Raw genomic sequence first — 19,329 nt, forward strand, 5'->3', positions numbered from 1 at the left:
CCCGGTGCCACAATCGGGCGGCATGACACTGTGCGACTACTTCTCCGCTCCCGATGACGCGGCAGCCGTCGCCGTCATCGGCACGCCCGGCGGCCCGATACCCGCGGGGTTCGACGCGATATCGCTCAAGGACATCGACCCCGTGGTGGTGCTGGGCCGGCTGGAGGCGCTCATCGCCGAGCGTGGCCACGCGGCGGCCGGCACCGCGGAATCCGCCGCGGGGGCGGCGCAGTTGGTCTCGTCGCCGGACTCCGAGGGCCCCTTCGTCTTCCGCGTCCCGGACACCCTGACCGCGGCGCTGGCCGCGGCCGGGCCCGCCGAGCTGGTGCGCGCGGCCGAGCCGTGGTCCCGGACCGACGAGCTGCGGCAGTTCGGGATCGACGCGCCCACTGCCGCCGGGATGCTGGAGGTGCTGGCCGCCCTCGCCCGGCGGGCGCGGGAAGGGAAGGCGCGCGTCTACTGCTGGTGGGCGCTCTGACGGGCGGCCGCCCGGTACCACGGGGTTGCCCCCGGGCAGCGGCCCCGAAGCACATCGCGTCCGGACGCGTGTGCGAGGATCCCCACGTGAACGATCTACGTGTCCGCCCGGCCGGCGAGGCCGATGTGGCGTCCCTGGTCCGGCTTCGCGACGAGGCCGCGCGCTGGCTGCTCGCCCACGGTGTCACGGGGCAGTGGCGGCCGGGCGAGCTGGACGACAGCCACTTCCGCGCGGTCATGGCGGACGGCGAGATCTGGCTGGCGGAGGCCGGGGGGCGACTGGTCGGCGCCTGGGAGCTGTGGTGGGACGACGAGGCCGCCTGGGGCCCGCAGCCGCCCGTGGCCGGCTATGTGCACCGGCTCATGGTGGACCGCGGGGCCGCCGCTCCCGGGACGGGACGGCTCCTGCTGACCGCGGCCGAGCGCCGGGTCGCCGAGGCGGGCAGGACCCGGGTGCGACTGGACTGCCTGGCCGGCAACGAGCGGCTCAACGCCTATTACCGGCACGCCGGTTACCGTCCCGTGGGCCGGATGGACGGAAAGCCGCAGCCGGGCGGCGCGGCCCGGTCCTACACGCTCATGGAGAAGGACCTCGGGGTCGCCCCCGGACGCCTCTGACGCATGGGCACGCCCCGGCCCGGGCACTTGCGGGCCGGGATGCGCCCGGCCGCCCCGGTGGCTGCGTTGACAGCGGGGGACATCTGACCGTGTTGCATTCCGGCAGGGTGCGGGGATCCGCAGCGGGACCGGCGGGCCGCTTCATCCGGCCTTGTCAACCCTTGTCAACCCTCGTCAGCCCTCGTCGCCCCTCTGCGGCCCTCATCGGTGCGGCCAGCGCAGCCGGTGCGGATGCCAGGGGGCGTGGCGGGGGCCCGTGTCCGCCGGGAGGGGCTCCTCGGGCGGCTGGCCCGGACCGGCCTCGGGGACGGACCGCGGGACGGTGCGGCTGGCCGGGTGCAGTCCCTCCTCGGAGTACCGGGCCGCGGCGATGGCGTCAATGGTCTGCTCGTCGCTGAAGGTCTCGGAGCCGGGGACGTGCGGGACGAACCCGACGAGCGTGCCGTCGTGCAGCACCTCGGCGTCCAGCCCCGCGTCGAGGGTCCACAGGGCCTCGCTGCCGTCGGGGATGACCACGCGGATGCCGAACTCGTAGACGCCCTCGTCGACGCGATGGGCCATGATGCCCCGCGCGCGGAGCGTGGACACGATGTGGTCGATGTGGTCGATGCGGTCGGATTCCATGGGCGGGGGTCCTCCTTCGCGGCTCTACGCCGGACCCGCCCCCGGAGAGGCTCCCGAGGCGGGTTCGTCCGCCACCGTCGTTCTCACGGTACCGCCGGGGCCGGCGGCCCGGGTTCCTCCGGGGCGCGGCAGACGGCCAGCAGGGCCGCGTCGTCGGTCAGCCGTCCGCCGGTGTGGGCGAGCAGGTCCTGGCGCAGGTGCCGCAGCAGGGCGTCCGGGGTCAGGGCGGGCGGGAACGCCGCCACACGCTCGGCCAGCGGGTAGAACACCCCCTGCGGCGAGCGGGCCTCGATCACCCCGTCGGTGTGCAGCAGGAGCGTGTCGCCCGCGGCACAGGCGATCATCTGGACGTGCACCGCGGTCACGGAGAGCATGCCCATGCCCAAGGGGGGCGACGGCTCCTCCGAGCGCGTGGCGACGACCCGGCCGTCGGCATGGATCAGCAGCGGCGGCGGATGACCGCAGCACGTCATGAGGACCTGGTCGCCGTGGTCGGGCAGCTCCAGCAGCAGCGCGGTGGCGAAGTGCTCGTCCCCGTCTCCGCCACCGTCCGTGCCCTGCCTGCCTTCGGCGGACTCCTCGCGGTCCCAGCCGAGACTCTCCTCCAGGACCCGGGCGAGCTCGTCCAGCGTCGCGCAGCGCCGGGCGGCCTCCCGGAAGGCGCCGAGCACCGCGGATGCCTCCGAGATCGCGGCCAGGCCGTGGCCGCGGACGTCGCCCACGATGACGCGGCTGGCGGCCGGCCGCCGCCGGGTGACCGCGAAGAAGTCGCCGCCGAACTGGGTGTCGTCGTCGGCCGTGAGATAGAGCCAGGCGATCAGCAGGGGACCGACCCGGTCCGGCGGCGGCCGCAGCAGCACGCGCTGGGCCGTCTCCGCCACGAGTCTGGCGCGGTTGAGCTGCTGGCTGCGCCGCCCGCGGACATAGCTGAAGAAGACGAGCAGCACCGAGACCACGATCAGCGCGACGAGCTGCCACACCCGGGCGTACGAGGCCACGCCGCCGTTCAGGGACGAGGCGAAGATCTGGGCCCCTACGGCGACCAGGGCGATGGCCGACGTGCGCCAGGGCCCGGTGAACGAGGCCGCCAGGGCCGGCGCGACGACCAGCATGGGGCTGAGGAAGACCTCTCTGGGCGAGATCACGTCGGCGACGGCGATGACGACCACCAACGCGAGAGCGGTCGCCATGGCCAGGCGGGCCGTCCGCTCCGGCACGTCACTGAGCCGACTGAGGTCCACACTGCGAATTTAACGCAGTTCGTCCCCTTGTACGGCTTGTGCCGGGCCGTTGTCGGGACGGCTTCGGCGACCGCGGTTCCGGGCGCGTTCCGACACCGTCACGCGACCCGCGGTCTGCCGCGACGGGGCCGGGCGAACAGCAGGTACAGCGAGCCGAGTGCCGCGACCGCCTGGGCGACCACGGCCAGCACCTTCTCGCCGTACCAGACGGGCTCGTACATGTCGGGGAAGGGGCCGAACGCGCCGATGTCGTTGTAGCGGTAGATCAGCAGCAGGGCCAGACCGCCCGCGGCCACCAGGAACGCGAACGCCGCGCTGACCCTGCTCCACCACACGACGAGCAGCAGGGCGGCCAGAGCGGCGAGGGCGGCCTCCACGCGGAACAGGGTCCCCTGGCTGATGTCCGCGCTGATCGGGTCGTAGCGGGCGGCCAGGTCCGCGTGCACGTACGCGTCCACGGCGAGCCCTGCCGCGGCCAGTGCGCGAACGGCCAGGTCGACGGCGCGGGTGCGGGTCGGCGCAGGGTCGGTCCCGGTCATCGGCTGCCTCCCATCGCGGCGGGGAACGTCCGCTCGGCGGCGCACGCCGGTACTTCCAGTGTTCGTCCCCGGACCGATCCGCGCAGCACGCCGGGCGCGTTAGGGTGGCGCGCCATGATGCACGACGACGAGGTCCCGACCGACGCCGGCCTGGTGCGGCGGCTGCTCGCCGGCCAGTTCCCCCGGTGGGCCGCGCTGGACATCCGGCCGGTGCGTTCCGCGGGCACGGACAACGCGATCTACCGCGTCGGGGACGAGCTGGCCGTACGGCTGCCGCGGATCACGAGCGCCGTGGAGCAGGTCGGGTTCGAGCACGCCTGGCTGCCCCGGCTGGCGCCGCTGCTCCCCGCCGCCGTGTCCGTCCCGGTCGCCGTCGGGCGGCCGGGGGAGGGGTACCCGTACCCGTGGGCGGTCGTCCGCTGGATCGAGGGCGGCCATCTGACCGAGGAGATGCGCGACGACCACGCGTTCGCCCACGACCTGGGCGTGTTCGTCGCCGCCCTGCGCACGGCGGACACCACGGGCGCGCGCGTGGGCTACCGCACCGTCCCGTTGCGCACGCGTGACGGCGAGGTCCGTGAGTGGGCCGCCAGAGCCGCCGACCTGATCGACGCGCCCGCCGCGGTCCGGGCCTGGGAGCGCGCCCTCGCCCAGCCCGAGTGGGACGGACCGCCCGCGTGGGCGCACGGCGACCTCATCCCGGGCAACATCCTGGTCGCCGACGGGCGCCTGCGGGCCGTCATCGACTTCGGCACGTCCGGGGTGGGCGACCCGGCCTGCGACGCCATCCCGGCCTGGGCCCTGCTCACCGCCCGCACCCGCCCGACGTTCCGTGCCGCGGCCGGCTTTGACGACGCCTCCTGGGCCCGCGGCCGCGGCTGGGCGCTCACCTTCGTCAGCGGCATCGACTACTACCGCCGCACCAACCCGCCGATGTCCGAGCTGGGCCGCCGCGCCGTGGCCGAGGTGCTCGCCGATCCGGCGCCCTAGACCGGGCCCTTCCAGGGCCTGTTCAAGCCCGGATGTGCCGGCGGGCGCTCAGTCCGCGGGGGCGTCGCCGACGGACTCGACGGTCGCGGTCCGGGGCCCGGTGGGCGTGTCGTAGAACACCGCGTCGCCGCCGCGCCGGCCGAGTAGCGCCCGGCCCAGCGGGCTGCGCGCGGTGACCAGCGCCGAGTCGTCCTCGTCGGCGATCTCCCCGATGTGGAGCTCCTGGGTGGTGCCGTCGTCGAACCGCACGGTGACGGTGCTGCCCACGCCCGCCACGCCCGCCGCGGGCGGTCCCGCTGTCGCAGCCTGCCGCAGCCGGACCGTCAGGTCGTCGATGCGGTCGTCCAGCCGGGTGAGGTCGTCGGCGCGCTGCAGTTCGTCGGCCTGGTCCGCGCGGTCGCCCTCGGAGTCGGTGCGTCCCAGCGTCGCGGCGACCGCCGCGCGTTCGGCCCGCAGGTCCGCGAGGTCCTGCTCCAGCGCCCGGCGCGCGGCGGGGCTGATCGGTTCGGGTTCACCGGCCATGCCTGCTCCCCATCGTCACCCCATCGTCAACTTCAGGATGTTCCGGAGCATATCGGGCATACCGTCATGCCGCCCGACGCCGCCCTGAGTGGCCCAGCCCGAGGGGCGGGCGCCGGTCCCCTGCCCAAGACTGGGAACGCCGGGGCCGGGACCGCACCCCGCCCGGCGCCACCGCACCGACCGGTCACGGAAGGAACCCCCACGGACATGTGCCTCGACCGCAAGGACCTCGGGCTGCTGGCCCTGCGCCTGGGAACCGGCGGCGTGCTCTTCGCGCACGGCGCGCAGAAACTGCTGGGCTGGTTCGGCGGCGGGGGGATCACGGGCACCGGCCAGGCGATGGAGGCCATGGGCTTCCACCCCGGCAGGGAGAGCGCCGTCGCCGCGGGCCTGGGCGAGGCCGGCGGCGGGCTGCTGCTGGCCCTGGGAGTGGCCACACCCGCGGCGGGGGCGGCGGCGGCCGGCGCGATGGCCGGAGCCACCGCCGTGCACCGCCCGGGCGGCTTCTTCGCCACCTCCGGCGGTTTCGAGTATCCGGCCTTCCTCGGCTTCGTCGCGGCCGGCCTGGGCCTGGCGGGACCCGGACGCTACTCGCTGGACCACCTGACGGGGCACCGGCTCAACAGCGCCACGATGGTCACGGCCGCCTTCGCCGCGAGCACCCTGGCCGCGGCGGTGGTGGTGGGCCGCCGTGAGGCGGCGGTCGCCGCGGCCCGGGCGGCCGAGGCGGCCGCCGAGGAGGACGCGACCTGACGCTCGCGGTCACTCGCTCTCCGACGTGCGTCCGGCCGACCCTGGTTCCGGGTCCAGGCCCACCTCCTCGCGCTCCTCCATGGTGCGCTCCTGGAGCTTGTCGTCGTCGGGCCGCCGCGGCATCCCGCCCCGGTGTCCGGTGTCCGGATCACCTTCGACGGCCTTGTTGGACTTGTGGTGGTGCGCCATCGGTCAACCTCCTTGCCCTGGCGGGCGGTGCGCGCGCTAGCTGCTCGCCGCCGCGGCCGCCCCTTCGTGCCGGACCACGCACTCCAGCGCGCCGTCACTCGCCTCCGCGATGATCGTGTCACCGGGCTCGGCGGTGCCGCCGAGGAGCAGGGACGCGATCTCGTTGTCGAGTTCGCTCTGGATGGTGCGGCGCAGCGGGCGTGCGCCGAACTCCGGCTGGTAGCCGTGGCCGAGCAGCAGCTCCTTCGCGTCCTCCGTGACCTCCAGACTCAGCCCCTGGGCCCGCACCCGGCGCCGGCTCTCGTCCAGCAGGTGGTCCACGATCAGCCCCAGGTCCTGGTGCGTGAGGCTGTGGAAGATGATGATGTCGTCGATCCGGTTGAGGAACTCCGGCAGGAACCGCCCCCGCAGGTCCTCCATCAGCTCGCCCTTGATCTCGGACACGTCGCCCTGGTGCGCGATGATGCGCTGCGCCCCGATGTTGGACGTCATGATGATCACGCAGTGCCGGAAGTCGACGGTACGGCCCTGCCCGTCCGTGAGACGCCCGTCGTCCAGGATCTGCAACAGCGTGTTGAAGACGTCCGGGTGGGCCTTCTCCACCTCGTCGAACAGCACCACGCTGTAGGGCTGGCGCCGCACCTTCTCGGTGAGCTGGCCGGCCTCCTCGTAACCCACGTATCCCGGAGGAGCACCGACCAGCCGGGCCACGGTGTGCTTCTCCTGGAACTCGCTCATGTCGAAGCGGATCAACCGGTCCTCCTCGCCGAACAGCAACTCGGCGAGGGTCTTGGCCAGTTCGGTCTTCCCCACCCCGGTCGGGCCGAGGAAGAGGAACGAACCCACCGGACGGCCGGGGTCGCCCATACCGGAGCGGTTGCGCCGGACGGCCTGGGACACCGCGGTCACCGCCTCGTCCTGGCCGACGACGCGATCGTGCATCGCGTCCTCCAGCGCGAGGAGCTTCTCCTTCTCGCTGGCCGTGAGCTGGGAGACCGGGATGCCGGTGCGGCGCGACACCACGTCGGCGACGTCGTCCGCGGTGACCTCGACGACGCCCGCGCGCCCCTCCTCGGAGGTGGCGCGCGCGTCCTCCTCCTCGGCGATCCGCCCCTTCAGCTCGGCGGCGCGCTCGAAGTCCTCCGACGCCACGGCCTGGTCCTTCTCCCGCCGGAGTTGGGCGATGCGGTCCTCCCGGCCGGTCGACTCGCTCGACGGCGAGGCCGCGCGCAGCCGCACCCGTGCCCCGGCCTGGTCCATCACGTCGATGGCCTTGTCCGGCAGGAAGCGGTCGCCGATGTACCGGTCGGACAGCTCGGCCGCCGCGGCCAGCGCGCCGTCGGAGAAGCGCACCCCGTGGTGGGCCTCGTAGGCGTCCCGCAGCCCCTCCAGGATCTGCACCGTCTCGTCGACGCTGGGTTCCGGGATCATCACCGGCTGGAAGCGGCGCTCCAACGCGGCGTCCTTCTCGACGTACTTGCGGTACTCGTCGATGGTGGTCGCGCCCACGACGTGGAGTTCGCCGCGCGCGAGCGCGGGCTTGAGCATGTTGCCGGCATCCATCGCGCCCTCGCCCGCGGCGCCCGCGCCGACGACCGTGTGCAGTTCGTCGATGAACAGGACGATGTCGCCGCCGGACTGCTGGACCTCCTCGATGACCTTCTTCAGCCGCTCCTCGAACTGCCCGCGGTACTGCGCGCCGGCCACCATGCCGGACAGGTCCAGCGCCATCACGCGCTTGTCCTTGAGCGTCTTGGGGACGTCACCGGCGACGATGCGCTGCGCGAGCCCCTCGACGATGGCGGTCTTGCCGACACCGGGCTCGCCGATGAGCACCGGGTTGTTCTTCGACCGGCGGGACAGGATCTCCACGGTCTGCTCGATCTCGTCGGCCCGGCCCACGACCGGGTCGAGCTTGCCGGCCCTGGCCTCCTCGGTCAGATCGCGGCCGAACTCGTCCAGCGTCGGGGAGGCCGAAGCGGCGCCGCCCTCCGGTGCCGGCGCCTCCGAGCGGGCCGTGCGCTCCGTGAGCCCGCGCAGCCCCTCGACGTCCATGCCCGAGGAGCGCAGCAGCCGCAGGGCGTCGGAGTCCCCGTCGGCGAGCAGGGCGCCGAGGATGTGCTCGGGGCCGATGTAGGAGGCGCCGCCGGCCTGCGCGTGCTCGTACGCGGTGGCCAGGGTGCGCTTGGCGGCAGGGGTGAGTCCGGGCTTGCCCAGCACGTCGCCCGGCCCCTGCGGGGGCTCGGCCTGCAGCTTCGCCGCCAGCGCGTCGGGATCCAGCCCGCTGCGGGCGATCAGCGTCCGCGCCGGCTCGACCTGCGTGGTCGCCCACAGAAGGTGCTCGGTGTCGAGGTCGTCGGCCCCGTCCTCCGCGGCCCGGCGCGCCGCGCGCTGGATCAGGTCCTGCGCCGGCTCGGTCAGCAGCCGCCCGATCGGCACGCGCTGCACCTGCGGGGGCGACGATCCGGGCGACATCCCGAAGAAGCGGTTCAGGAGGTCACTGAAGGGGTCGGCCGGACCGAATGCCGAACCGAACGAGGACGTCATGACAGCTCCAGGGTGGGTGAGACCCCCTTCCACTCAAACGCCATACCGATGGGCCCGCAAGCGGGGGCAGCGCCGCCGCCGTGCCCGTGATCACCGCGTCTGAACTGGCCTTTTCCCTACGGCCCGACCAACGTCCCACTCCCCGCCCGCATGCGCGGCGCCGTGCGCCGTGGAACGGTTGACTGACGGGGGAGCAAGGCATGCCGGATCCGCGGTGAGAGCGGTGAGAGGAGAGGCCATGTCGTCGAAGCGACGCCGGAAGAAGAGGGCCAACCGCAAGGGCGCCAACCACGGCAAGCGCCCTGCCAGCTGAAGCCGGGCAGCGGACGGCGGCGCGCATGGCGCGCGTACGCCGTCCGCTCCTGTCCGTGCCGGCCACCCGCGCCACGCGACCGCGGGCTCATGACCGCGGGCTGACGACTGCGGGCTCACGACTGCGGCAGTCGGGACCTCACCTCGTCGTAGCCGACGTCGCCGGACGGCTCGGCCGGGCCGTACACCAGGTTGAGCACGCCCGTGGTGAACGCCTCCGACGACAGCAGCCTCAGCGGGATCGGCGCGGTCCCCTCGTCGAACAGCTTCATGCCCCTGCGCACCGCGATCGGGTGTACGAGCAGCCGGAGTTCGTCGAGCAGTCCGGCGGCCAGCAGTTGGCGCACCAGCGAGACCGAGCCGCTGAGGGCGATGTCCCCGCCCGGGTCCTTCTTGAGCGCGGTCACCGTCTCCACGAAGTCGCCCTCCAGTTGCTCGGAGTTGCGCCACGAGAACTCCAGCGGACGGCGTGACACCACGATCTTGCGGACGTCGCCGAGGGACTTGGCGAAGCCGGCGTCGTCGCCCCCGGCGGCCTCCCGCTCCGGCCAGGCCCCGGCGAAGCTGTCGTAGGTGACACGGCCGAAGAGCATGGTGTCGGCCGAGCCGAGGCTCGCCGAGACCGCCGCGCCCATCTGCTCGTCGAAGTAGGGGAAGTGCCACTGGTCCGGCGCCTCGACCACGCCGTCGAGTGCGATGAACAGGCCCGCGGTGATCTTGCGCATGATCGTTCTCCAGGTATCGGGTGCGGTGAACTCTCTCGCCTGACAGACCGCCGCCGCTCGGCGAACTCATCGGTGCCGTGCCGGGTACCTGGTACGGGCACCGCGGTACGGCCCGCAGCGCGGTCCGCGGCAGGGCCACCAGTACGGCCGCAGCGCGGTCCGCAGCACGGCCCGGTCCTCGTCCGATCCGGCGACAGCCGGCCGGGCCCCGACTCCTTGACTGACCGCTCTGTGAACGCTAACAATGATGCATCACGGATCGGAGAACCATGTCCCAGACCGCGGAGAGCACCGGCCCTCGCCGGGCCCCCACCATGGCGGACGTCGCCAAGCTCGCCGGGGTGTCGCACCAGACCGTCTCCCGCGTGCTGAGCGACCACCCCAATGTACGCGACACCACCCGTGCCGAGGTGCAGCGGGCGATCGAGCAGCTCGGGTACCGCCGGAACTCCTCGGCCCGCGCGCTGGTCACCCGCCGCACGCTCACGCTCGGCGTGGTCGCCTGCAACCCCACGCTGTTCGGCCCGGCGAGCACCCTGTTCGGCCTGGAGGAGGCGGCCCGCAGCGAGGGCTACATGGTCTCCGCGGTGACCCTCCGCCAGTACACCGCGAAGGCGCTGGAGGAGGCGATCGACCATCTCAGCGACTGGGGGGTGGAGGGCATCGTGGTGATCGTCCCGCATCGCGCCGCCGTCGAGGCGCTCGCCGAACTCCGCCTGCCCTTCCCGGTGGTGACCGTCGAGGGCGGTCACTCCCTGCCGATAGCGGGTGTCTCGGTCGACCAGGACCTCGGCGCCCGGCTGGCCACCGGCCACCTGCTGGCCGCCGGGCACCGCACGGTCTGGCACGTCGCCGGACCCTCGGACTGGCTGGAGGCCGAGGCGCGCGTGCGCGGCTGGCGCGCCACGCTCGAGGAGGCCGGCGTCGAGGTGCCGCCGCCGCTGGTGGGGGACTGGACGCCGCTGTCCGGCTACCGGGCCGGTCAGGAACTCGCCGGGCGGGTCGCCGCCGGCCAGGCCCGGCGCTCCTCGCCCGACGTCACCGCGGTGTTCGTGGCCAACGACCAGATGGCGCTCGGTGTCATGCGCGCCTTCCGCGAGGCGGGCCTCTCGGTTCCGGGCCAGGTGGCCATCGCCGGGTTCGACGACATCCCCGAGGCCGAGTTCTTCGCACCCCCGCTGACCACCGTCCGCCAGGACTTCGCCGCGGTCGGCAAGGCCAGCATCAGCCTGCTGACCCGGCGACTGGACTCCCCGGGCCGGTCCGAGGCCGAGCGCGTCGTGATCGAGCCCCGGCTCATCGTCCGCAGCAGCACCGTGTCCTGACGTCCCGACACCCGGTCACGGATCCCGGCCGCGGTGGGCCGGACCTGACCCCTGCTCTCACTGGAGACAGCCATGACGACCGATCCACCGTCCGTCACCGTCGGCGTCGACTTCGGGACGCTGTCCGGCCGCGCCCTCGTCGTCGACACCGCGGACGGCCGTGAACTGGGCAGCGCGGTCCACGAGTACACGCACGGCGTGGTGGACGAGGCGCTCCCCGGCGGCGCCGCGCTGCCGCCCGACTGGGCCCTGCAGATACCCCAGGACTGGCGGGACGTCCTGCGGTTCGCGGTGCCCCGCGCGCTGGAGGCGGCCGGCGTGCGCCCGCGCCAAGTGGTGGGCATTGCCACGGACTTCACGGCCTGCACCGTGCTGCCCGCCACCTGGGACGGCACACCGCTGTGCGAACTCCCCGGGTACCGGGACCGGCCGCACGCCTATCCCAAGCTGTGGCGGCACCACGCGGCCCAGCCGGAGGCCGACCTCATCGTGCGCCGGGCCGAGGAGTCGGGACAGGCGTGGCTGGCCCGCTACGGCGGTCGGATCTCCAGCGAGTGGCAGTACGCCAAGGCCCTCCAGGTGCTCCGCGAGGACCGGGCGGTGTACGACGCCGCCGACCGCTGGATCGAGGCGGCGGACTGGATCGTGTGGCAGCTCACGGGCGAGGAGAACCGCAACCCGTGCACCGCCGGATACAAGGGCGTCCACCAGGACGGCCGTTACCCCGACGCCGCGTTCCTGGCCTCGCTGGACCCGGACTTCGCCGGATTCACCGCCAAGCTCGACCACCCGCTCTCCGCGCTCGGCGCCCCCGCGGGCAAGCTGAGCGCGGCCGCCGCGGCGCTGACCGGCCTGCGCGAGGGGACAGTGGTGGCCGTCGGCAACGTCGACGCCCATGTCACCAGCGCCGCCGCCCAAGCCCTCGACCCCGGCCACATGCTGGCGATCATGGGCACGTCCACCTGCCACATCATGAACTCGGACGTGCTGGCCGAAGTGCCGGGCATGTGCGGTGTGGTCCGCGACGGCGTCGTACCGGGCCTGTGGGGCTACGAGGCCGGCCAGAGCGGCGTGGGCGACATCTTCGCGTGGGCGGTGCGCACCGCCGCCCCGCACGCCTACGCGGCCGAGGCCCGAGGGCGCGGCATCTCCGTGCACGAACTGCTCACCGAGAAGGCGGCCGCCCAGCCGGTCGGCGGCCACGGCCTGCTCGCCCTGGACTGGCACAGCGGCAACCGGTCGGTCCTGGTGGACCACCACCTGTCGGGACTGATCGTGGGGCTGACCCTGGACACCCGCCCCGAGGACGTCTATCGCGCACTGGTCGAGGCCACGGCCTTCGGCACCCGCACCATCGTGGAGGCGTTCGAGCAGGCCGGCGTGCCGGTCACCGACTTCACGGCGGCGGGCGGGCTGCTGAGGAACCGCTTCCTCATGCAGACCTACAGCGACGTGCTCAACCGTCCCGTCAACGTCCTCGCCTCCGAGCAGGGGCCCGCACTGGGCGCCGCCATCCACGCCGCGGTCGCCGCCGGAGTCCACCCCGACATCCGTGCCGCCTCGGCCGCCATGGGCCGCCTGCAACGGCACGCCTTCACGCCCGACCCGGCGCGGGCCGCCGCCTACGAGCCCCTGTTCGCCGAATACCGCGCCCTGCACGACCACTTCGGCCGGGGCGGCAGCGACGTCATGCACCGCCTGCGCGCCCTGCGGGCCGCGACCTGAGCCCACCGCTTCAACGGGCCCGGATTGTGAGCGCTCACCTTGTGAGCGCTCACCCTCAACGGCCCTCTTGCTTCGTCGTTCTCCTGTTTCCGAATTCCAATCAGTTCCCGCCGAGTTCCCCCGAGTCCCGCCGAGTTCCCCCCGAGGTCGCCGATGCCCGAACATTCCCTTCCGCCTCCCGTCGCGGACAGCGTGGCCCGGTTGCGGCGCGAGGTCTGCGAGCTGCACCAGGATCTGGTCAGGTACCAGCTGGTGGTGTGGACGGCAGGCAACGTCTCGGCGCGCGTGCCGGACGCCGGCCTGTTCGTCATCAAACCCAGCGGCGTCGACTACGACCGGCTGACCCCCGAGGCGATGATCGTCTGCGACCTGGACGGCGAGGTCGTCGACGGGGAACTGTCCCCGTCGTCCGACACCGCCGCGCACGCCTACGTCTACCGCCACCTCCCTGACGTCGGCGGCGTGGTGCACACCCACTCCACGTACGCCAGCGCCTGGGCCGCCCGGGGCGAGCCGGTGCCGTGCGTGCTGACCGCCATGGCCGACGAGTTCGGCGCGGAGATCCCGGTCGGACCGTTCGCGCTGATCGGGGACGACTCGATCGGCCGCGGCATCGTCGACACGCTCAAGGGCCACCGCTCACCCGCGGTGCTGATGAAGAGCCACGGTGTCTTCACCATCGGCCGCGACGCGCGCGCCGCCGTGAAGGCGGCCGTGATGTGCGAGGACGTCGCCCGCACCGTGCACATATCCCGCCAGCTCGGTGAGCCGCAGCCCATCGACCGGTCCGCCGTCGACCGGCTCTACGACCGCTACCAGAACGTCTACGGCCAGCCCGGCCCGTCCACCCCGCGAGGAGTCTGACGTATGACAACGCCGCCGATCGAGCGCGAGGTGTGGTTCCTCACCGGCAGCCAGGGCCTGTACGGCGAGGAGACCCTGGCCCAGGTCGCCGCGCAGTCCCGGGCGATCGCCGGGCAGCTCGCCGAGGTGCCCGGAACCCCGGTGCGGATCGTGTGGAAGCCGGTCCTGACCGACGCGGCCGCCATCACCGCCACCGTCCTGGCCGCCAACGCCGATGCGTCCTGTGTCGGCCTCATCGCCTGGATGCACACCTTCTCCCCGGCGAAGATGTGGATCGCCGGACTGGATCTCCTCCGCAAGCCGCTGCTGCACCTGCACACCCAGGCCAACGCCGAACTGCCCTGGGCCACGCTCGACATGGACTTCATGAACCTCAACCAGGCCGCCCACGGCGACCGCGAGTTCGGCTACGTCCAGACACGGCTGCGCGTGGCCCGCAAGACCGTCGCGGGGCACGTGTCCGACCCCGTTGTGTCGAGGCGGATCCACGCCTGGATGAGGGCGGCACTCGGCTTCGAGGCGCTGCACAGCCTGCGGCTGGCCCGGTTCGGCGACAACATGCGGGACGTCGCCGTCACCGAGGGCGACAAGGTCGAGGCCCAGTTGCGGTTCGGCGTGTCCGTCAACACCTACGGCGTCAACGACCTGGTGGCGGCGGTCGACGCGGCCGACGACGCGACGGTCACCGCGCTGGTGAAGGAGTACGCGAGCGCCTACCGGCTCGCGCCCGGACTCAGCCACGGCGGGGACCGGCACGACTCCCTGCGCTACGCCGCCCGCATCGAGGCGGGCCTGCGCGCCTTCCTCGGCGACGGCGGCTTCGGCGCCTTCACGACCAACTTCGAGGATCTCGGCGGGCTGCGCCAGTTGCCGGGCCTGGCCGTGCAGCGGCTGATGGCCGACGGCTACGGCTTCGGCGGCGAGGGCGACTGGAAGACCTCGGCCCTGCTGCGCACCCTGAAGGTCATGGGAGCCGGACTGCCCGGCGGCAGCTCCTTCATGGAGGACTACACCTACCACCTGGTCCCGGGCAGCGAGGTGATCCTGGGCGCGCACATGCTGGAGGTGTGCCCGAGCATCGCCGACGGCCGGCCGTCCTGCGAGATCCACCCGCTGGGCATCGGCGGCCGGGAGGACCCGGTCCGGCTGGTCTTCGACGCGGCGCCCGGACCGGCCGTGGTGGTGGGTCTGGCGGACATGGGGGACCGGTTCCGGCTGGTCGCCAACCAGATCGAGGTGGTCCCGCCGGGCGAACCGCTGCCCCGCCTGCCCGTGGCGCGCGCCGTCTGGAAGCCCGCACCCGACCTGCGCACCTCCACCGAGGCCTGGCTGACGGCCGGCGGCCCGCACCACACCGTCCTGTCCAGCGCCGTGGGCGTCGAGGAACTCGGCGACCTCGCGGACATGCTCGGCACCGAACTGCTGCTGATCGACGCCGGCACCACCATCCGGCAGTTCACCAAGGAGATCCGCTGGAACCAGGCGTACTACCGCCTGGCCGGCGGGCTGTGAGCACACGGATCAGCCGGGCGCGCGGTGCCGGCTCCGCGGGCGGCCGGCACCGCGCCGGTCCGTCCGTGAGCGTGAACACCCGGTCGTGCGCCCGCCGTCGCCATCTCCGCGCGCGGGCGGGCGGTTGCCGCCGTCGCCGTCCGGGACGCGCCCGGGCCGGGCCGCGCAGGTGGCGGGCACGCCTTGTCCGCCCGCCGCTCCGGCCTGCCCTGACGCGGCCACAGAACGTGCACGATCCCACGGTTTTTTCTTCCGCGCGACACCTTGACGCGACTCCGGTGAACGCTAACAATCTCTGCCTAGCGATGGAGCGCAAGGAGGAAGCGGTGTCACGGCTGCCCCTCCTCTCGGTCAGGCCCTGACCGACCCGATACCTGGCTGTCCCACCTGCACGACGCCGAGTTCGGGGCATGTGCGGTTCCAGGGCGTCAGATGTCGGCGGCACAACAACCCTGCTCCCACAGTGTGTGAGCGCTAACAGGCCGAGAGGCCGTTCCTGAACAGGATGTTGATCATGCGAGATGTGCGGTCGGGTGGTCGGAGAGTCGGGCGCTGGGGCGCCGCCGCGATGGTGGTCGCCGTGGTCGCCACCGCGGGCGCCTGCAGCAAGACCGGAGCGGGCGGCTCGACGTCCGACGCGGGGAAGGGGACGAGCAGCAGCTCCGCCGCCGTCTCGATCAAGGGCGACATCACCTTCAACGACACCAACCTGGCGAAGCTGGACGCGGCACTGAAGTCCGCGCTGGCCGGCAAGGACCTGTCGAAGCTGCGCGAGGCGATGGTCGTCAACGTCGCCGTCGACTACTGGAACGCCGGCAAGATCGGCTTCAACAAGGGTCTGGCGGACCTCGGGGTCAAGGGCACCTACCAGGCGCCGGCGAACGGACGGCTGGACCAGCAGCTGTCGATCATCCAGACGCTCCGCGGCCAGGGCATCACCGGTCTGAGCGTGTCCGCGATCGACCCGACCGCGATCAAGGCGCCGATCGCCTCCGCGAACAGCGCGGGGATCCCGGTGCTGGCGATCGACTCGCCGCTGCCGAAGGAGGACGGCGCCGCCCTCTACCTCGGCACGCCCAACTACCAGGCCGGGCAGAAGGCCGGCGAGGCCATGAAGCAGGCACTCGGCGGCAAGGGCCAGGTGGTCGTGCTGGTCGGCTCGCTGACGACGTCCAACGCCGTGGAGCGGATCCAGGGATTCGAGGACGCCCTCAAGGGAACCGACATCAAGGTCGTCCAGAAGCTGTCCGACGGCATGGACGCCTCCAAGGCCCTGACCAACGCCCAGACGGCGATCCAGACCAACCCGAACATCAACGGGCTGTACGGGGTGTACTCCTACGACGGCCCCTCGGCCGGCCAGGCCGTCCAGGCGGCGGGCAAGTCCGGCCGGGTGAAGGTCGTCTCCGACGACAGCGACCCGCAGACGCTGAAGTTCATCAAGTCCGGCGTCATCCAGGCGACCGTGGTGCAGGAGCCCTACCAGCAGGGCTACACCGGGGCGTATCTGCTGGCCGCGCTGAAGGTGCTCGGCAAGGACGCCACCCTCAAGCTGGTGCAGCCGTACCTGGAGTCCGACGGCAGCACGCTCTCCTCGGGCGTCGGCCTGGTCACCGGTGGCAACCTGACGGACTACCAGGCCAAGCTGACGTCCCTGGGCATCGGATGACGGACACGCCCGCGCCCGCGCCCGGTCCCGGCTCCGGCCCCGGGACCGCGGCGGGCCCCGGACCGGCGGTGAGCGCCGCGTCCGGGGCGGCGCAGCCCGCACCGGCCGGCGACACCGCCGTCTCGCTCCGGGACGTCAGCAAGTCCTACGGCCCGGTGAAGGTCCTGGACATCCCGAGCCTCGACCTGGTCCGCGGCCAGATCGTGGCCGTGGTGGGGGAGAACGGCGCCGGCAAGTCCACGCTGATGGGCGTGCTCTCCGGCACCGTCACCCCGACCACCGGGACCATCGACATCACCGGGCAGCGGCTTCATCCCGGCCGGCCCGACCAGTCCCAGGCGCTCGGCGTCGCCCTGGTGGCCCAGGAGTTCCCGCTCGTCGGCCAGTTGAGCGTGGCGGAGAACCTGCTGCTCGGCCGGCGCCCGGCACGTGCGGCGTCCCAGCGGCTCGGCCGGGTGATCGTGGACCGGTCCGGCACCCGGGCCGAGGCGCGCGCCCTGCTCGCCGAGGTCGGCGTCAAGGGCGTCGACGTCGACCGTCCCGTCGAACGCTTCCCCGTGCCGGTCCGGCAGATGATCGAGATCGCCAAGGCCTGGGGCCACCGCCCGGTGGTGCTGATCCTCGACGAGCCGACGTCGTCGCTCGGGCCCGTCGAGGCGGAACGGGTCCTGGACCTGGCCCGGGCGCACGCGCGGGCCGGCGGCTGCGTGCTCTTCATCGGCCACCGGCTCGACGAGGTCCAGGCCGTCGCCGACCGGGTGCTGGTGCTGCGCACCGGACGGCTGGTGGCGGACCTGACGCCGGCCGAGGCCACCGAGGAGCGGATGATCCGCGAGATGGTGGGGGCCGAACTGGCCCGCGCCGACCTCACCCCGCCCCCGTCGGTGGAGCGCACGACGACCCTGTCGGTACGGGAGCTGACCGCCGACGGCCTGGGACCGGTCGACCTCGACGTGAAGGCCGGCGAGATCGTCGGCGTGGCCGGGCTGATGGGGTCCGGCCGCAGCCGGTTGCTGCACACCGTGATGGGCGCCCAGCCCCGCACCGGCGGCACGGTCACCTTCGACGGCGCGGACTTCCGTCCCCGCCACCCGGCCGACGCCGTCGGGGCCGGGATGGGCCTGGTCCCCGAGGACCGGAAGGAGCAGTCGCTGCTGCCGTCCCACTCGGTGCGCTGGAACGTCACCCTGGCGACGCTGCGGCGCATCAGCACCCGCGGCGTTCTGCGGCCGCGCAGCGACAAGGCGCACGCCGCCCGGATCGTCAAGGACCTCGGGGTGCGGCTGCACAGCCAGGAACAGCCGATCAGCGACCTGTCGGGCGGCAACCAGCAGAAGGCGGTCTTCGGCCGCTGGCTGGCCGCCCAGCCGAAACTGCTGCTGCTCGACGAGCCCACCCGCGGAGTGGACGTCGGGGCCAAGGCCGAGATCTACAGCCTGATCGACGCGGCCGCCCAGGACGGGCTGGCGGTCCTGGTGGCCTCCTCCGAACTGGAGGAACTGCTGTGGATCTGCCACCGGATCGTGGTGATGGCCCACGGCCGGGTCGTCGCGGACATCCCGCGCGAGCGGTTCGGCAAGGAAGTGATCATGACCGCGGCCGCCGGTTCGACCACCGGTGCGTTGACGCAAGGGAAGGCAAGCGCATGAACACCAGCACCGCACCGGCGCCGAGCGGCACGGTCGCCGGAGACGAGCCGCGCAGACCGCTGCTGCGCCGGCTCGCCGAGACCCCCGAGGTCGGCGTGGTCGCCGCCTGCGTGGTGGTCTTCGTCTCCCTCGCCCTGGACAAGTCGACGTTCGCCAGCGCCGTCAACCTCCAGGGCATGGGCTTCGACCTCGCGCAGTACGGGCTGATCGCCATCGGCGAGTCCCTGGTCATCCTCACCGGCGGCATCGACCTGTCGGTCGGCGCGCTGCTGGGCACCAGCGTCATCCTGATGTCCTGGTTCAACGTCAGGGCGGGGCTGCCGCCGGTCCTGGCGATCCTGGTCACCCTGGCGATCGCCGGCACCGTCGGACTGGTCCACGGACTCGCCGTGACGCGGCTGAAGATGCCGCCGTTCGTCGTCACGCTGGTGACGTACACCGTGGCGCAGGGCGTCACGCTCGCCATCACCTCCGGCACCTCCATCACCGGCATCGGCGGGACGTTCAGCGACCTCGGGCAGACCTACGTCGCGCAGGTGCCGCTGCCGCTCATCATCTTCGCGGTGGTCGCGGTCGCCGCCTGGTTCTTCCTGGAACGCACCTACGCCGGGCGGCAGGTGTACGCGGTCGGCGGCAACCCCGAGGCCGCCCGGCTGGCCGGCATCCGCGGCGACCGGCGCGTGGTGTCGATGTACGTCACCAGTTCGCTGCTGTCCGCCTTCGCCGGAATCCTGGTGCTCGGCCGGATGGGTGTGGGCTCGGCCAGCGGCGTCGGCGTCGGCTGGGAGCTGTCGGCCATCGCGGCCGCGGTCATCGGCGGCGTGAGCCTGACCGGCGGCCAGGGCCGGATCCTCGGCATCGTGGCCGGCACCGTGCTGCTCGAACTGATCAACAACGGCCTGACCACCCTGCAGATCAACTCCAACTACACCAACATCGTGCTGGGTTGTGTCCTGGGCCTGGCCATCACCGCCGACCGGCTGCGCGCCAGAAGCGTGGCCCGACGCGGTTGACTCCCGCGCGTGGCCGGGGATTCCCGTCGGCACCG

General features: G+C 72.9%; 18 protein-coding genes. 11 read left to right on the forward strand and 7 right to left on the reverse strand.

Going from position 1 to position 19,329, the window contains the following annotated elements:
- Nucleotides 1-22: 22 nt before the first annotated feature.
- Together K7862_RS27185 and K7862_RS27190 are read left to right on the forward strand one after the other, a co-directional pair.
- Nucleotides 23-478 carry a hypothetical protein gene (locus tag K7862_RS27185; protein ID WP_222967150.1) on the forward strand — a complete coding sequence of 152 codons (456 nt, stop codon included), beginning with the start codon at nt 23-25 and terminating at the stop codon, nt 476-478.
- An 86-nt stretch (nt 479-564) separates the two neighbouring features.
- Complete coding sequence (locus tag K7862_RS27190; protein ID WP_222967152.1) at nt 565-1,095, forward strand: GNAT family N-acetyltransferase; 531 nt, start codon at nt 565-567, stop codon at nt 1,093-1,095.
- A 201-nt stretch (nt 1,096-1,296) separates the two neighbouring features.
- Here K7862_RS27190 and K7862_RS27195 read toward each other — a convergent pair whose 3' ends face one another.
- The 3 genes from K7862_RS27195 to K7862_RS27205 all read right to left on the reverse strand — a co-directional run bounded on the left by K7862_RS27195 (nt 1,297) and on the right by K7862_RS27205 (nt 3,499).
- Entirely contained in the window at nt 1,297-1,719 is a 423-nt protein-coding gene (locus K7862_RS27195) for a hypothetical protein (RefSeq protein ID WP_222967154.1), read from the reverse strand.
- A gap of 83 nt (nt 1,720-1,802) precedes the next feature.
- Complete coding sequence (locus tag K7862_RS27200; protein WP_308012212.1) at nt 1,803-2,960, reverse strand: PP2C family protein-serine/threonine phosphatase; 1,158 nt, start codon at nt 2,958-2,960, stop codon at nt 1,803-1,805.
- A 98-nt stretch (nt 2,961-3,058) separates the two neighbouring features.
- Nucleotides 3,059-3,499 (reverse strand): hypothetical protein, encoded by a 441-nt coding sequence (locus K7862_RS27205; protein WP_222967156.1) that lies wholly within the window; start codon nt 3,497-3,499, stop codon nt 3,059-3,061.
- Between the two features lie 114 nt (nt 3,500-3,613).
- Between K7862_RS27205 and K7862_RS27210 the strand changes: the two genes are divergently transcribed.
- Complete coding sequence (locus K7862_RS27210) at nt 3,614-4,489, forward strand: aminoglycoside phosphotransferase family protein (protein ID WP_222967157.1); 876 nt, start codon at nt 3,614-3,616, stop codon at nt 4,487-4,489.
- Nucleotides 4,490-4,537: 48 nt separating this feature from the next.
- On the opposite strand, the gene K7862_RS27215 is transcribed toward K7862_RS27210, so the two are convergent.
- Entirely contained in the window at nt 4,538-5,011 is a 474-nt protein-coding gene (locus K7862_RS27215; RefSeq protein WP_222967158.1) for a GreA/GreB family elongation factor, read from the reverse strand.
- 207 nt (nt 5,012-5,218) lie between these two features.
- Between K7862_RS27215 and K7862_RS27220 the strand changes: the two genes are divergently transcribed.
- The gene (locus K7862_RS27220; protein WP_222967159.1) at nt 5,219-5,764 is read left to right on the forward strand and encodes a DoxX family protein; all 546 of its coding nucleotides are present in this window, start codon (nt 5,219-5,221) and stop codon (nt 5,762-5,764) included.
- Nucleotides 5,765-5,773: 9 nt separating this feature from the next.
- Here K7862_RS27220 and K7862_RS27225 read toward each other — a convergent pair whose 3' ends face one another.
- From K7862_RS27225 to K7862_RS27235, 3 genes are all read right to left on the reverse strand, one after another.
- On the reverse strand, nt 5,774-5,953 hold the full coding sequence (locus K7862_RS27225) for a hypothetical protein (protein ID WP_222967160.1): 180 nt from the start codon (nt 5,951-5,953) through the stop codon (nt 5,774-5,776).
- Nucleotides 5,954-5,989: 36 nt separating this feature from the next.
- On the reverse strand, nt 5,990-8,500 hold the full coding sequence (locus K7862_RS27230; RefSeq protein ID WP_222967161.1) for an ATP-dependent Clp protease ATP-binding subunit: 2,511 nt from the start codon (nt 8,498-8,500) through the stop codon (nt 5,990-5,992).
- A 428-nt stretch (nt 8,501-8,928) separates the two neighbouring features.
- Nucleotides 8,929-9,537 carry a dihydrofolate reductase family protein gene (locus K7862_RS27235; RefSeq protein ID WP_222967162.1) on the reverse strand — a complete coding sequence of 203 codons (609 nt, stop codon included), beginning with the start codon at nt 9,535-9,537 and terminating at the stop codon, nt 8,929-8,931.
- Nucleotides 9,538-9,806: 269 nt separating this feature from the next.
- Here K7862_RS27235 and K7862_RS27240 point away from each other — a divergent pair, with 269 nt between their 5' ends.
- From K7862_RS27240 to K7862_RS27270, 7 genes are all read left to right on the forward strand, one after another.
- Nucleotides 9,807-10,862, forward strand: a complete 1,056-nt coding sequence (locus tag K7862_RS27240) for a LacI family DNA-binding transcriptional regulator (protein ID WP_222967163.1) — start codon at nt 9,807-9,809, stop codon at nt 10,860-10,862.
- 72 nt (nt 10,863-10,934) lie between these two features.
- Nucleotides 10,935-12,587 (forward strand): ribulokinase, encoded by a 1,653-nt coding sequence (gene araB / locus K7862_RS27245; RefSeq protein ID WP_222967164.1) that lies wholly within the window; start codon nt 10,935-10,937, stop codon nt 12,585-12,587.
- 153 nt (nt 12,588-12,740) lie between these two features.
- Nucleotides 12,741-13,451 carry an L-ribulose-5-phosphate 4-epimerase gene (locus K7862_RS27250; RefSeq protein WP_222967166.1) on the forward strand — a complete coding sequence of 237 codons (711 nt, stop codon included), beginning with the start codon at nt 12,741-12,743 and terminating at the stop codon, nt 13,449-13,451.
- 3 nt (nt 13,452-13,454) lie between these two features.
- Nucleotides 13,455-14,963, forward strand: a complete 1,509-nt coding sequence (araA, locus tag K7862_RS27255; protein ID WP_222967168.1) for an L-arabinose isomerase — start codon at nt 13,455-13,457, stop codon at nt 14,961-14,963.
- Nucleotides 14,964-15,477: 514 nt separating this feature from the next.
- The gene (locus K7862_RS27260; protein WP_222967170.1) at nt 15,478-16,632 is read left to right on the forward strand and encodes a substrate-binding domain-containing protein; all 1,155 of its coding nucleotides are present in this window, start codon (nt 15,478-15,480) and stop codon (nt 16,630-16,632) included.
- Between the two features lie 68 nt (nt 16,633-16,700).
- Nucleotides 16,701-18,281 carry a sugar ABC transporter ATP-binding protein gene (locus K7862_RS27265; protein ID WP_308012214.1) on the forward strand — a complete coding sequence of 527 codons (1,581 nt, stop codon included), beginning with the start codon at nt 16,701-16,703 and terminating at the stop codon, nt 18,279-18,281.
- Nucleotides 18,278-19,294, forward strand: coding sequence for an ABC transporter permease (locus K7862_RS27270; RefSeq protein WP_222967173.1), 1,017 nt, complete (start codon nt 18,278-18,280; stop codon nt 19,292-19,294). Before K7862_RS27265 ends, K7862_RS27270 begins: the two co-directional genes overlap by 4 nt.
- The last annotated feature ends 35 nt before the right edge of the window (nt 19,295-19,329 follow it).

The organism is Actinacidiphila acidipaludis (assembly GCF_019890725.1).
GTDB lineage: Bacteria > Actinomycetota > Actinomycetes > Streptomycetales > Streptomycetaceae > Actinacidiphila > Actinacidiphila acidipaludis.